The organism is Chromobacterium piscinae (assembly GCF_021129175.1).
Classification (GTDB): Bacteria; Pseudomonadota; Gammaproteobacteria; order Burkholderiales; family Chromobacteriaceae; genus Chromobacterium; species Chromobacterium piscinae.
Genome location: NZ_JAJOHV010000077.1, coordinates 1 through 13488, shown reverse-complemented (window position 1 = coordinate 13488; position 13488 = coordinate 1). Strand labels below are relative to the sequence as shown.

The following is a 13488-nucleotide window of genomic DNA, read 5'->3' as shown; positions in this document are numbered from 1 at the left end:
CAGGCTGTAGGCGTCGTCGAATACCACCAGCTTGACCTGGGGGCTGTCTCCGTCCACGTGCTCGAAGCGCCAGGCGTAGCCCTCCTCATGCAGCAGGCGGACGATGAAGCTGAAGTCGTCCTCGCGGTACTGCAGACAATAGCTGCGCGGCTGCGCCGGGCCGACCTTGAACTCGATGGTCTGCGCGCGGGCGAACACCGGGTTGGCCGCCTGATGCTCGTGGACGATCTGCTGGACGATGTCCGGCACGCTCAAGTCCTGGAACACCCGCGAGGTGCGGCGGTGGCGCAACAGCGCGATCGGCGGCTCGATGGTCAGGCCGTACTGGGCGAAGCCGCCGTCGGAACCCATCAGCCGGGCCTGGCTGACCACGCCGCAGCGGATGGTCTCGTGGCCCTGGGCGTCGGCGATGCCGATGCGGGCGGACTGGCCGAGCAGGGTCTTGAGTTCAATGGCGCCGTCGGGCGACAAGCAGGTAAGTTGGTAACGGTAGGCCTTGGACACGCCCTCTTCGCCATCCAGGCTTTGCGGCAGCAGCTGCTCGGCGGCGACGGATCCGCTGCCCAGCTCCAGGGTGAGCAGGCGCTGGTCTTGGTTGAAGGCGGAGGCGAAGGAGGAAAGCAGAGTGCTAAGGTCCATGGCGCGATCTATCCGTTATCGTTGTATCTGGATTCTTTGATGCCGCTCCGTGGAACTCACGCCGATATCGGCGGAGATGCGGCAACGGGGCGGCAGTTTCACAACATCTATCAGTCGCTGACGATCAGGCGCACGCCGTGCACCGGGCGCTCGGTGTCGTAACGCAGGGTGATCCTGCTGGACGGCACGCCGGCGTTCACCAGGTATTCGCGCACATTGGCGGCGCGGGTCTGGGATGCTGCTTTGGCGTTGCCGATATCGCGGCGATAGCAATGGCCGCGGATCAGAACGGATTTGGCGGTCTTCAGTTTGGGCAGCAACAGGTCCAGCTGAGCCTCGCCCACCGGATTGAGCTTGGCGTCCATCTTTTCAAACGGCACCAGGGTAGCGTCGGCCGCGTAGTTGGCGGCAGCCTGCTTGGCAATCTGCGCCTTGGCATCATTGGCGGCGGCGACGGCCTTGCTGGCCTCCACCTGCTCCTTGGTCGGCGCCGTTTTGCAGGCAGCGCAAGACAAGGCGACAACCACGGCGATCAACAAACGTTTCATAGCGACTTTCCCCAAGTGAAAAAAACTTAAAAACCCGCCCGGGGCCGGGCGGGTCTGGATTCCATTGCTGGAATTAGGCGATGACTTTGTTCGCGGTCAGGTCCCAACCGGCGCTGACATTGCCGCCGCCGGCGCCGTCGGCGCGCTTCTGCTGGGTGTAGGTCCACTTGATCTTGCCGTAGCTGAAGCTCACCTTCTCAGCCGGGAAGCCGCTGTCGGTGGCGGAACCATGCGGCTCAACCTTGGAGATCAGGACTTGTTCCATCTTGATTTCCATGTACTTCACCTTGTCGCCACCCGCGCGGCACAGCTCGATGGTGATCTCTTTGATGTGCTTGCCGGTGCAGCAAGCTTCGTAGATCTTCGGGCTGGCTTTGTCCAGGAAGTGGGTGATTTCGTACACGCCATGGTTCACGCGCTCGGCGGTAGCGCCGCCGGCGGTGCTGGCGGAAGCCTGAGCCGGTTGTTCCAGCTTGTGGCTGAACGATTGGATTTCGATCCAGTCTTTGTGCTTGTCGTCGCCGCTCTCACCAGGAATGCCATCGATTTTCAGAAATGCATCAAAAGCCATCTGTACTTCTCCTTAAACAAGGTTCAAAAAATGGGGGCGGGACTCCCCCAAATAATCAATGCGCCGCGTTAGCCAGCCGGTTGCGGCAGCTCTGCTACCAGACGCAAAGAAATCGTCAGCTCGTCGAGCTGGAAATGGGGACGCAGGAAGGCGGCGGCGCGGTAGACGCCCGGTTTGCCCGGCACTTCCACCACGTCGACGCGCGCTTCGCGCAGCGGGTACTTGGCCTTGGCTTCCTGGCTGGCGGAATCGTCCAGCAGCACGTACTGGGCCAGCCAGGTGTTCAGGTAGTCCTGCACGTTCTGGCGCGAGGCGAAGCTGCCGATCTTGTCGCGCATGATGGACTTCATGTAATGCGCGATGCGGGAAACCGCGAATATGTACGGCAGCTGCGTCGACAGGCGCGCGTTGGCGTTGGCCGAGTCGGTGTTGTAGGTCTTGGCCTTCTGCGCCGACTGGCCGCCGAAGAAGGCGGCGTAGTCGGTATTCTTGCAGTGCACCAGCGAGATGAAGCCGAGGTCGGACAGCAGCTTCTCGGTGCGGTCGGTGATCGCCACTTCGGTCGGGCACTTCAGCGCCACTTCGCCGTCGTCGGTCTTGAAGGTATGGGCCGGCAGGCCTTCCACCAGGCCGCCGCCTTCCACGCCGCGGATGGCCGCCAGCCAGCCGAACTGGGCGAAGGCATCGGTCAGCCGCGCGGCGTAGGCGTAAGCGGCATTGGTCCACAGGTACTTGTCGTGGTTGCTGCCGTCGACGTTTTCTTCGAAGTCGAATGCTTCCACCGGCACGTTGTCGCGGCCATAGGGCAAGCGTCCCAGCACATGCGGCAGCACCAGGCCGACGTAGCGGGAGTCTTCCGACTCGCGGAAGGACTTCCACTTCGCGTACTCGACGGTGTCGAAAATCTTGGCCAGATCGCGCGGCTTGCCGATGTCGGCAAAGCTTTCCAGGCCGAACAAGCCCGGATCGGCCGACGAAATCAGCGGCGCGTGGGCGGAGGCGGCCACGTGCGATAGCTCGTCCAGCAGATAGAAATCTTCCGGATGGCGGGTGAATTCGTAGTCGCCCACCAGCGCGGCGTAAGGCGCGCCGCCGAAGGTGCCGTACTCTTCCTCGTAGATCTTCTTGAACAGCGCGCTCTGGTCGAATTCGGCCGCGGCCTTGAAGTCCTTGACCAGGTCCTTCTTGGACGCGTTCAGCACCTTGATCTTCAGCTGGGTGCTGGTCTCGGACTGCATCACCAGGTAGTTCAGGCCGCGCCACGAGGCTTCCAGCTTCTGGAACTCGGCGTGGTGCATCACGTTGTTCAGCTGGTCGGAGATCAGCTTGTCGATCTCGGCGATGCGGGCGTCGATGCTGGCGGACAGGTCGCGCGAGACAGTGACGCTGCCTTGCAGCACCTGGTCGACCAGTTCGCCGATCAGATCGCGGGTATGGCTCTTCTCGCTGTCGTTGGTGGCGATGCGGCTTTGCTCGATGATGCTGTCGAGCAGGCTGACGCCGTCGGCCGCGGCCGGAGCCGCCTGTTGTTGCAATTCAGCGCTCACTGCTCGCCTCCTTCTTTCTTGCCGCCGATCTGGCGCAGCTTCTCGGTATCGCGCACCACTTCGTCCAGCAGCTCTTCCAGCTTGTCGTTGCCGGCCAGCTTGTTGCGCAGGTCGGCCAGGCGGGTGCGGGCCTCCAGCAGCTGGTTCAGCGGATCGATCTGGCGTACCACGTTTTGCGGCTCGAAGTCGGACAGGTTTTCGAAATTCAGTTCCACGCCCAACTGGGTGCCGTCATCCTTCAGCGCGTTGTCCACCTTCATCGCCAAGCGAGGCGCCATGCCCTTCAGCACCTCGTCGAAGTTGTCGCGGTCGACCTGAACGAACTTGCGCTCCTTCATCTTCGGCAGCGGCTCCTTGCTATGGCCGGAGTAATCGCCTAGCACGCCCAGCACGAACGGCAGTTCCTTGGTTTCGATCGCGTCGCCGATCTCGACGTCATAGGTGATCTGCACGCGAGGCGGACGGACCCTCGACAGTTTTTTCTGAGTGCTTTCCTTGCCCATGGCTCTTCTCTATTCAAAAAGGTTCAAAACTAAGCTACGCAATATTGCGCGCGAGACTGGATAGAACGGTTCGCAACTGTGCTAAAGACAGGCCCGGATCGTTCAATTGCCGCCCCAGCACATAGGCCGCTTCGGCGTAGGACTGATGATTGCGCCACGGCGCCTTCACGTCGTCGATATCCACCACGTGCTTGGGATCGAGCGGCGCGCCCCAGCACTGGCTGGCGATCTGCTCGTTCAAGCCCGCCGGCAACAACACCAGGAAATGGCCTTCCGGGCGGCGCACGATCAGGCATTGCTCCAGCGCCGCGCCGTTGTCGGTGGCGGCGTGGTACAGCGCCAGCCAGGTGACCGCGGCCAACACGTTGTCGCCCTCCACCGCCGGCAAGGGCAGCGCATAGGCCTGCACCGGCAGGCTGTCGCGGAATTTCTTCAGCAACCGATGATGAAACACGAAGGCCAGCAGCACCGATTCCAGATCGCCGCAGCCAGCCGCGCTCAGGCTGCGCGACAGCACATCGGCAGTGGTCACCGACAAGTGCTTCTCCAACAACTGCTGCGCCAGATCGATGTCGGCCACCGACGAGGCGCCGAAACGCAGCTGCTCCTCCAGAAACTGCTTGCAGGCCAGCATTTCCACCGAATTTTCGATGGCGCTGGACAGCTGCTCCTTCAGACCGGTGAAGAACAACTCATTGGCCAGCAGCAAGATGGCAGTGGACGGGAGTGCCGGGTCGACCGCCACCAACGAAGCCGCCACCAACGGATAGTTGCGGCCGCCCTCGTCTCGGCTGGGCTGGATCACGCCCAGCGACAGCCAGTTGTGGTCGCGGCTTTGCAGCACGAAGGAGGTCGGCGCCATGGCCAGGTAGTCCCGCGTGGCCTCCTCGGTGAACTCCAATCGCTGTAGGCTCTGCGCCAGCAGCTGGTCCAATTGCATCGCCGCTGGGTGGGTGGCGTTGACGCGCACGAAATCGGCGCGCCGCGGCAACTTGCCGAAAATGCAGAACTGCGGTGGCACCTCCTGGGTGCGCTTGAAATTGAGCGGCATGCCGTTCATCTCTCCATTACAACGTCACGCGCTCTGGCAACGTCAGTTTGTACAGGCGGTTCAACTGCAGCGGATTGACGCCGCCCAGCATGCGGAAATTGAAACGAACGGTCTGCCCCTCGGCGCCGCTGCCCTTGGGCAGCGTCCAGGTCAGCTGGGCAGCGCCGTCGCCCTCCTGGCTGACCTTGGCGCCCGCCAGCAGGCGCATCAGGCCCATGCGGCCGGACTGGTTGCCCACCACGGTGCTGGCGCCGGCGTAGTTGACCACCTGGATGCGCGCGCCTTCGCCGTTGGTGCCCGGCCAATTGAACGGCTGCCATTGCTGCGGGCCGTTGCGATAGCGCAATTCCTGGCCATCGATGCTGAGCACGATCTCGGACAAGCCCGGCGTCGGCAGCGGCTGCAGCTCGAAGCGGCTGTTCTCGCCATCCTGCAGCTGGGTATTGGCCAAGGCCATCAGGTTGCTGACGCCGCTGAGAAACTGCGGGTTGAAGCGCACGCCCTGGTTGCCCCAGGCGCGCGGCACCAGTTCGTCGCCCTTCTTCTGCACCAGGCCGGTCAGGTACTTGTTGATGAACTTGTCCAGCGTGCCGTCGTTGGCTTTGACGAAACGGTTGATGTCGGCTACCGACGCGCTGCTGTTGGAGTCGCTGAACGGATACTTGCTGGCCAGTTGCCGCCATTGCGGCAAGACCTCGTTGGCCCAAGCCTGGTTGATGTCCTGCGCCACCGGGCCCAGCAGCGCGCTGTACGACTGCGACAGCGGACGCACCAGCATCGGACGGACCATTTCCACGGTATCCGGCGTCGCGCCGTTGAGCAGGGTGTTGTCGACATAGGACAGCGTATCGCCCAGTTCGGAACCGGAGCCGTTCAGCGTGGACTGCAACGCGGTGCGGGCCTGCGGACCGGGTTCGTCGGTGGTGGCGATGGCGGCCATCTTCACCTTCAGCTTGGCCAGCTGGTCCAGGTAGCTGTTGATCGGCGAGTTGTCGCCCTTGACCAGCGTCGCCACGCCGGCAAAGTGCGCACCCACCACGCCATACTGCTTCTCGTTCTTGCCCGCAGCCTGCGTGTCGCCGCTCTTGAAGAACTCGGTGGTCTTCTCCAGCACCGAGCGCTTGGCGGTTTCCAGCGAGCGGTTCAGCTCCGACGGATTGTCCCAGGAGGTTTCCTGCGCCGCGCGCGCCAGGATCAGCTTGATCGGCGAATTCTGCTTGTCGGCAAGACGGGTCATCGCCGACGCCGATTGCGCAGGATTGGCGATGTCGCGCACCACTACGCCGGCCAGGAATTTATGCCAGGCGGCGATGTACTGGGAACGGTACAACGCCTCCAGCGCGGCGCGGTTTTTCTCCACGTCGCCATCTTTGCCCAGATCGTCCTGCGTGCTGGAAGCCAGCACCCAGTCGTCGCTGCGTATCGTGCCCTTGCTGGCCTCGTCGATGGCTGCGCGCACATAGGTGTTCCACGCCTCGCGGGTGTAGGCGCCCTCCACCATCTGGCTGCTAGCCATGATATCCATGTCGCGGTTGTCCAGGATGCGGGCCACGGTCAGCGGCGCGAAGCGCGTGTTGGCGCGCGCCTTGATCTCGTTGAACACGCGCTCCTGGGCGGATAGCTGCTTGAACGAGCCGCGCAGCACTTCGCGGGCGTCGGCGACGACTTTGACGTCGTTGTCGATCAGCGGCAGATCCGGCTCCTTGATCTGGCTGACGTAAAAGGCCACCAGTTTTTCGGCTTGGCCCATCACCTCGCTGACCGGGTACTCGCCGCGCTGGCTTTCCAGCCACGGGCGCCAGTAACGCGGCAGTTGGTCGGCCAGATGCGCGTCTTCCATCCGGCGGCGGTCATGCAGCATCAGATAGGTTTTCAGCGCGTTGTAGGCGACATCGAGCTTTTGCGACTTCTGCGGCTGGCCGCTTTCCGCTGCGGCCTCGCCCGCCGCCGGCGCGGAGGCATCCAACTTGCCCGTGGTCGCCCGTTGCGGCATTTCCAGCGCGCCCAGCTGGATGTTGGGCAAGCCATGCTTGGGACGCGGCTTGTACGGCTTAACCGCTTTCGGCGCGGGAGCGGGCTTCGCCTCGGGCTTGGGTTCCGGCTTGGGCGGCTGGGTCACCGCCACCGGCTGCACCGCGCCAGGCTTCAGCGCGGCCAGCGTGGTCTCCAGATTCTTCTGCACCGGGCGCAGCATCACGTCCTTCAGGCCGGCGAAATAGGCCTTGCGCAGATTGCGCTCCAGCTCTTCGCCCTGATACAGGCCCAGGCCGATCTGCCACGGTTCGCCGTTGCGGCGGTAAGTCTGCAGCTCCTCCAGCCGGCGCTGCAGGATCAGCAGACCATTCAGGCGGTCGTAGAGCTGGCCGGACGCGGCCAGTTTCTGCGCCTGGACGCGCTCGGCGTTCACCTGGGCGATCATCTGCTGGTTGCCGACGAAGGACCAGGTCCACGCGCCCGCCACCGCGGCCAGCGTCACCAGGCCGGCCACCATGCCGGCCAGGCGCCAACGGCTGCCGCTGGGCTTGGTCTGCTGGAAAATCAGATGCTGGTCGGGGAACAGCACTTCGCGGAACAGGCCGCGCAGGAAGTAGCTGTAAGAGGCCGGTGCCTGGTGCTTGTCCATGCCGGCGGAAGACAGGTCGAACTGTCCTTGCACGCGGCCGGCGGTCACGATGCGCGGCACGCCTTCCTGCAGCGCGCTGGTGAAGTAGAAGCCGCGCAGCAGCGGACGCGAATGATACGGATCCTCCTCGAACAGCAGGCGGACGAATTTCACCACCGCCTCCTGCAGGCCGTGGAACTCGATCGGGAAGGCGAAGTGAGCGGACTTCACCGCATCGCCGCGCGCGCCCACCAGCTTCTCCTCGCCCATCTGCACCAGGCCGCGGTACAACTGCTCGAATTGCTGCGCCACGACGGCGCCGGCATCGAAGCCAGTGCCTTGGTCGGCAGACAGCGTCGCGCCCCAGACACGGGAGCGCTCCTCCTCGCCCGCGTCGTGGAAGAACTGGGCGAAGCCGCCCAACAGATCCAGCTTGGTGAACACCAGATAGATGGGCACCATCAGGCCGAAGGTATTGCATACCTCGTGGATGCGCTCGCGCACTTGGCGCGCGTAGAGCACGAAGCCCTCGCTATTGTGCTGCGCCAGCTCCGGCAGGCTGATCGCCACCATGATGCCGTTCACCGGTGCCTTGGCGCGGTGCTTCTTCAGCAGCCTGAGGAAGGCCAGCCATTCGGTGCGATCCTCGCTCTCGGTCGCGTAGCGGCCGGCGGTGTCCAACAACACGCCCTCGGTGGAGAAGAACCAGTCGCAGTTGCGGGTGCCGCCCACGCCCTGGATGCCGCTCTTGTCGCTGAACGGAAAACTCAGGCCGGATTGCAGAATCGCGGAACTCTTTCCCGCCGCCGGATGACCAATGATCATGTACCAGGGCAGCTCATACAACGCCGCGCTGCCGCGGGCGCTGCCGAGATTGGACTTCTTCAGCGTGTCGATCGCGCCAAGCAGGCGCTGCCGCAGCAGCGTCACTTCCGCGCGCTTGTCGGCGCTGGCGTTGATCACCGCGTCGTCGGCTTGCCGCCGCAGCATGCCTTCCAGCATGCCGCTGGCGCGGCGGCCAAGCGCCTGGCCTATCAGCAGCGCCAGCACCCATACGATCATCACCGCCACGATCCAACCCAGCCGCGCTTCGACGGACTTCAGGCCCAGCCAGGGGCCCAACCACCAGATCAGCGCGATCAGGATCAAGAATCCGATGGCCGACGCCACCTTGGCATTCCGTAGCCAACCTTTGTGTAACACCGAATTTACCTTCCCTTAAAAGCTGAAATCATTTTTTGTTGCGCTGCGACAACAATGCGCGCAAGGAACCCGCGCGTTCGATGTGGCCGTAATCGCGAAAACTCCACACGCCACCCCAGGTCAGGCCGGCCGCCTGCGCCTCTTCTCCGAGCGCGTTGTAGGCCTGCATCGCCCATGGATCCCGCTCTGAAATCACCACCTTGCCGCCGCGCACCGGCGCCAGGTCAGCCGCCAGTCCGTATTGATGCTTGCTTTCCCCGCCCTTGGCCTGCGTCACCTTGGTGCTGCCGCCAGCCAATCTGTTCTGGCGCTCGGCGCTGCGGAATCCCTCAAGCAACACCATCGGAAAGCCGCGCGCCTTCATTCTTTCCATCACTCTCAACACATCCTGGACAAAGGCGGGATCCATCCGGCTCCAGTCGCGATCGGCCTTATCCAGCGCCAGCTGCGGCTTTTCCGCCACCGCGTCGACGAAAGCGCTGGGCGGCAGCGGCGGCGGCGGCACCAGCTTCTCCTCCAGCAGCGCTTGGCGGATCTGGTTGCCATGCGCGTACTCGCCGGGCACGAACTGCGGATCCTTGTGATAGCCGCCAAAGTGCAACGTTATTGCCACAACTGCCGCCACCAGCGGCAGCGCCAGCATCGGCAGCAGCATTCCCACCGGCCATGCCTTCATCCAGGCGAAGACGCCTCCGGCTCCGGAAAGCGGGCGCGAAGGGGGCGCTTCGACGGCCGGAATGTCTACCGGCTCGCACGCCAGATCAGTTGGGGTTGCGATTGTCGCCCGCTCCACCTGGAGCTGCGCTCCGCCGAGAAAAAACCGCCAGCCGAGCCACAGCAATAGAAGAACGATACCGGCCACAATCAACGGCACGAAAAACATCATTGGAATTTTTTATAAAAAACAAACGATTGATGAACCGACAAAATACGCGATATGCTTGATTTGATTTGCAAAGAAGTCAAGTACCCTTTCAAAACCAGACAGGGTTTCTCTGACTCCTCACTGGCAAATTCTGTAGAATGAACCACTATTTGGGTGTGGATTATATGGACTTCACTAAGCACTGGCAAAAAACTTGCATGATCTTCGCAGCGTTGGCGCTGCCGCTGCTCGGCGGCTGCGGAGGCCCAAAGAATATCACGCTCAGCACTGAAGCCAGCCAGATGTTGAACCGCGACAAACACGGAAAACCGCTATCCGTCGTGGTTCAGGTTTACCAATTGAAATCCGATCAGGAATTCAAATTACTCACACCTGACCTTTTGGCCAGTGGCAAACCAATTGAGAATGTGCTTGGCTCTTCTGTATTATCTCGCAAGGAGCTGTTATTCGTTCCCGGCGGTAAACAGGAAATGGATATCACTATTGACGAGGGCGCTAATTTCGTCGGCGTGATTGGATATTTCAGACAGCCCAATCCGCAATTCTGGCGCTTGTTATATGACGCCAATCGCGTGCGCAGCAAAGACCTGAAATTCAAGGTCGCCGACTGTTATCTGCAGGCGATCAAGCCCGAAGCCCTGCAACTGCCCGACCAGCCCAAGAGCGGCGCGGTCGAGTGTCCGGCTTCCCGCAGCTAAACAACGCGGCCTCGCCGCGACCAACCCATTCCGAGGTTCAAGCAGTAATGCTTCAAGCACAAAGAATCCTATGGGGCGAAGGCATGTTCCTTCGCCCGCAGCATTTCCAGCAGCACGCGCTGTTCCAGGAACAGGCCCAAGCTAGCCTGCTGCAGCTGACCCACCGCCACGCCTGGGGCGTGCAGCGGCTGGCGCTGGACGAAGCCGCGCTGAAAGGCGGCCTCGTTCGCGTGGACGAGCTGACGCTACTGTTTCGCGACGGCACACTGCTTCAGGCGCCCGCCCACACCCCACTGCCGCTGAGCCGCGATCTGGCCTCGATGCCGCAGGCCGGCGTGAAAACCACGCTGTACGCCTGCCTGGCCCAGCTGCAGCCTTATGGCGGCAATACCCGCAACGGCGAGGCCAGCGCCCGCCCCACCCGCTTCCACAGCGACCATCGCGAGGTGTCCGATCTGTACACCCAGGCGCTGGCCGCCGACCTGTCCACGCTGCAACTGGACGTCAAGCTGATGCTGGAAGAGGAAAACCGCGACGGCTACGACTCCATCCCGCTATGCCAGCTGGAAAAGGACGCCACCGGCCAATGGGGCGTGAGCCGAGAATTCCTGCCGCCGCTCTTGGCCATCGAGGGGTCCACCGAGCTGATGCAGATGCTGCGCCGCCTGCTGGACATCCTGCTGGTGAAGAGCCAGTCGCTGGCCGGCTCCCACCGCGAACGCGCCAAGAGCGTGATGGAGTTCGGCTCAGCCGACATCAGCTCCTTCTGGCTGCTGCACACGGTCAACCGCAATTTCGCGCGTCTGCGCCATCTGTCGCAATGCCAGCCGCTGCATCCGGAAGAGCTGTACATGGCGCTATCCGAGTTCTGCGGCGAGCTGCAGACCTTCACCACGCTGTACACGCTGTCCGATATCCCGGGCTATCGCCACGACAAGCTGCATGAAGTGTTCCCGCCGCTGGACCTGCAGATCCGCGAGCTGCTGGAAACCGTGGTTTCCGCGCGCTACAAGGTCATCCCGCTGCACTCGCCGCGCCCATCCTTCCACATCGGCCGCCTGGAAAGCGACCGCCTGCTGGAGAACGTGGACTTCTACCTGTCGGTGCAGAGCGATCAACCCGCCAGCCACATCATCGACAACGTGCCGCTCAAGCTGAAGATAGGCGCTCCGGACGATGTGGAGCGCATCCTCAACTCGGCGATGCGCGGTGTCAGCCTGGCCCACTCGGCGCAAACGCCGTCCGCCATTCCTGTGCGCGTGGGCAACCACTACTTCGCGCTGGAACCCGGCAGCGAGATCTACAGCCGCATGCTGCAATCGCGGAGCGTCTGCATCTATATCCCGCAGACCCTGGCCAATATTTCGATAGAACTGATCGCGGTTTTCCGCTGAGCACACCATGAACCAAGCAAGCACCCAAACCCCTGAACGCGCCATCGCCGTCTCCGCCCCGGCGGCGCCGTCCATGCGCGAGATGCTGGAAGACGGCATCTACCTGCTGTTCCTGCTGAAAGAAGGCAACCCACCGAGCAGCGCGGTGGAGTTCAACCGCCGCGTCGACCACTTCCTCGGCCAGTTCGAGCGCAACGCGCGCAACTTCAACAAGGACAACAACGCCATCAGCCATGCGAAATACGCATTCTGCGCGCTGATGGACGAGATCATCCTGTCCTCGGATTTCGCGCTCCGCGACGAGTGGGAACGCATGCCGCTGCAGCTGCGCCTGTTCGGCGAGCATCTGGCCGGCGAAGGCTTCTTCAACCGTCTGGAGCAACTGCGCAACACCGCGGCCGAGAACATCGAGCCTCTGGAGGTTTTCTACACCTGCCTGCTGCTGGGCTTCCAGGGCAAATACCTGCTGGAAGGCCAGGAAAAACTGGGCTACCTGACCCACAAGCTAGGCCAGGAAATCCAGCAGGTGCGCGGCGGCAAGGCTGACTTCGCGCCCAATTGGCAGCTGCCGCAGCGCTTCCAGGCCTTCGTCCGCCACGAACTGCCGCTGTGGCTGTACTTCGCACTGCTGGCCATCGTCGGCGCCGGCATCTTCGTCGGCCTCCGCTGGATGCTTGCCCGCCAGGCTTCGTCCCTATTCGGCCTATGAGCGTCGCCCGCCACGCGCAGATCCTGCCTTCGGTGCTGGATCGCTTGCTGGACGACGAGCCGGACCAGAGCCACATCGAGTCGATCAGCCTGTTTGAGCTATCGCAGTTCAAACGGGCGCTGGCGCGCGACCTGGAAGCGTTGCTCAACACCCGGCTGATGCCGCTGGACGAGTTGATGGAGTCCTTTCCCTTGGCCCGCGACAGCCTTCTCACCTTCGGCATTCCGGACCTATCCGGCATCAGCCTGCTGAACCCGGACGACCGAGAACTGCTGCGCGAGCAGTTGCGCCGTTCTATCGAGCTACACGAGCCACGGCTGTCGCGCGTGCGCGTCAATCTGGATGCCCCGCGCGAAATGGAGCGCCACCTGCGCTTCCGCGTCGACGCTGTGCTCAAAGTGCATCCGCACCGCCCGCCGGTCACCTTCGACGCCACGCTGCAACTCTCTTCCAACGTTTATAAAGTGCAGGGCTGAACGTCCTCTTCTGCTGCCGATCATGGACTTAACTAGCTTACTTTCCTCCTTCGCTTCCGCCTTCAACCAAGACCAGCGCCTGCTCACTCTGGAACTGGGCAGCGGATCCGTCGCCGCCGAGCAGCTGCTGCCGCAAAGCCTGGATGGCGAAGAGGGCGTGTCCAAGGCCTATCGTTATCAACTCGCCTGCCTGTCCCCCGACGGCGCCATCGAACTCAAATCCCTGCTCGGCCAGTCCGCCCGCATCGGCATCGCCGACGCCCAGGGCCAGGAGACCATCCGCTGCGGCGTGGTCAGCCAGGCCCGGCTGATGGGGTCCGACGGCGGCTTCGCTCAGTACGGCCTGACCATCGAGCCGCCGATCGCCTTGCTGCGCCACCGCCGCACCTCGCGGGTGTTCCAGGACTTGAGCGTGCCGGACATCGTCCAGCAGATCGTCCACGAGCATCAGGCGGCCAACCCGGTGTTCGCCCGCGCGCAGACCATCGAGTTCAAGGTCGGCCCGGCGCAGCCGCGCAGCTATTGCCTGCAGTACCGCGAGGACGACTTCAGCTTCATCGTCCGCCTGCTGCATGAGGAGGGCTACGCCTGGCGCTTCGAGCACGTGGACGGAGACAGCCCCCAGGTCAAGCTGGCGGTGTTCGACGACGCCTACAGCCTG

General features: G+C 63.0%; 13 protein-coding genes. 5 read left to right on the top strand and 8 right to left on the bottom strand.

Features of this window, described 5'->3' with window-relative positions; translation table 11 throughout:
* From LQR33_RS18475 to LQR33_RS18440, 8 genes are all read right to left on the bottom strand, one after another.
* Positions 1–639, bottom strand: a 639-nt coding sequence (locus LQR33_RS18475) for a type VI secretion system Vgr family protein (RefSeq protein WP_231470046.1), incomplete at its 3' end; no start/stop codon positions are given.
* Positions 640–749: 110 nt separating this feature from the next.
* Positions 750–1187 (bottom strand): OmpA family protein, encoded by a 438-nt coding sequence (locus tag LQR33_RS18470; protein ID WP_166439972.1) that lies wholly within the window; start codon positions 1185–1187, stop codon positions 750–752.
* A gap of 73 nt (positions 1188–1260) precedes the next feature.
* Positions 1261–1758 (bottom strand): Hcp family type VI secretion system effector, encoded by a 498-nt coding sequence (locus LQR33_RS18465; RefSeq protein ID WP_011137524.1) that lies wholly within the window; start codon positions 1756–1758, stop codon positions 1261–1263.
* 68 nt (positions 1759–1826) lie between these two features.
* Positions 1827–3305 (bottom strand): type VI secretion system contractile sheath large subunit, encoded by a 1479-nt coding sequence (gene tssC / locus LQR33_RS18460; RefSeq protein WP_166439973.1) that lies wholly within the window; start codon positions 3303–3305, stop codon positions 1827–1829.
* Positions 3302–3808 carry a type VI secretion system contractile sheath small subunit gene (tssB, locus tag LQR33_RS18455; RefSeq protein ID WP_021475344.1) on the bottom strand — a complete coding sequence of 169 codons (507 nt, stop codon included), beginning with the start codon at positions 3806–3808 and terminating at the stop codon, positions 3302–3304. Before tssB ends, tssC begins: the two co-directional genes overlap by 4 nt.
* 34 nt (positions 3809–3842) lie before the next feature.
* A complete protein-coding gene (gene tagF / locus LQR33_RS18450; RefSeq protein ID WP_166439974.1) occupies positions 3843–4859 on the bottom strand; it encodes a type VI secretion system-associated protein TagF in 1017 nt (338 codons plus the stop codon).
* Positions 4860–4875: 16 nt separating this feature from the next.
* Positions 4876–8631, bottom strand: a complete 3756-nt coding sequence (gene tssM / locus LQR33_RS18445; protein WP_231179379.1) for a type VI secretion system membrane subunit TssM — start codon at positions 8629–8631, stop codon at positions 4876–4878.
* A 61-nt stretch (positions 8632–8692) separates the two neighbouring features.
* Positions 8693–9340, bottom strand: a complete 648-nt coding sequence (locus LQR33_RS18440; RefSeq protein ID WP_231470044.1) for a M15 family metallopeptidase — start codon at positions 9338–9340, stop codon at positions 8693–8695.
* A gap of 347 nt (positions 9341–9687) precedes the next feature.
* Between LQR33_RS18440 and tssJ the strand changes: the two genes are divergently transcribed.
* The 5 genes from tssJ to LQR33_RS18415 all read left to right on the top strand — a co-directional run.
* Positions 9688–10248 carry a type VI secretion system lipoprotein TssJ gene (gene tssJ, locus LQR33_RS18435; RefSeq protein WP_166439976.1) on the top strand — a complete coding sequence of 187 codons (561 nt, stop codon included), beginning with the start codon at positions 9688–9690 and terminating at the stop codon, positions 10246–10248.
* Between the two features lie 47 nt (positions 10249–10295).
* The gene (gene tssK, locus LQR33_RS18430; RefSeq protein ID WP_166439977.1) at positions 10296–11642 is read left to right on the top strand and encodes a type VI secretion system baseplate subunit TssK; all 1347 of its coding nucleotides are present in this window, start codon (positions 10296–10298) and stop codon (positions 11640–11642) included.
* A gap of 7 nt (positions 11643–11649) precedes the next feature.
* Positions 11650–12351 (top strand): type IVB secretion system protein IcmH/DotU, encoded by a 702-nt coding sequence (gene icmH, locus LQR33_RS18425; RefSeq protein ID WP_166439978.1) that lies wholly within the window; start codon positions 11650–11652, stop codon positions 12349–12351.
* Positions 12348–12827, top strand: a complete 480-nt coding sequence (gene tssE, locus LQR33_RS18420) for a type VI secretion system baseplate subunit TssE (RefSeq protein ID WP_166439979.1) — start codon at positions 12348–12350, stop codon at positions 12825–12827. The genes icmH and tssE overlap by 4 nt, the downstream gene beginning before the upstream one ends.
* Before the next feature lie 22 nt (positions 12828–12849).
* On the top strand, positions 12850–13488 hold a 639-nt coding region (locus tag LQR33_RS18415; RefSeq protein WP_231470042.1), incomplete at its 3' end, for a type VI secretion system Vgr family protein.

Coding starts and splice junctions, on each gene's coding strand:
- LQR33_RS18470 (WP_166439972.1), bottom strand. CDS start 1,187: ATGAAACGTTTGTTGATCGCCGTGGTTGTCGCCTTGTCTTGCGCTGCC.
- LQR33_RS18465 (WP_011137524.1), bottom strand. CDS start 1,758: ATGGCTTTTGATGCATTTCTGAAAATCGATGGCATTCCTGGTGAGAGC.
- tssB (WP_021475344.1), bottom strand. CDS start 3,808: ATGGGCAAGGAAAGCACTCAGAAAAAACTGTCGAGGGTCCGTCCGCCT.
- tagF (WP_166439974.1), bottom strand. CDS start 4,859: ATGCCGCTCAATTTCAAGCGCACCCAGGAGGTGCCACCGCAGTTCTGC.
- LQR33_RS18440 (WP_231470044.1), bottom strand. CDS start 9,340: ATGAAGGCATGGCCGGTGGGAATGCTGCTGCCGATGCTGGCGCTGCCG.
- tssJ (WP_166439976.1), top strand. CDS start 9,688: ATGAACCACTATTTGGGTGTGGATTATATGGACTTCACTAAGCACTGG.
- tssK (WP_166439977.1), top strand. CDS start 10,296: ATGCTTCAAGCACAAAGAATCCTATGGGGCGAAGGCATGTTCCTTCGC.
- icmH (WP_166439978.1), top strand. CDS start 11,650: ATGAACCAAGCAAGCACCCAAACCCCTGAACGCGCCATCGCCGTCTCC.
- tssE (WP_166439979.1), top strand. CDS start 12,348: ATGAGCGTCGCCCGCCACGCGCAGATCCTGCCTTCGGTGCTGGATCGC.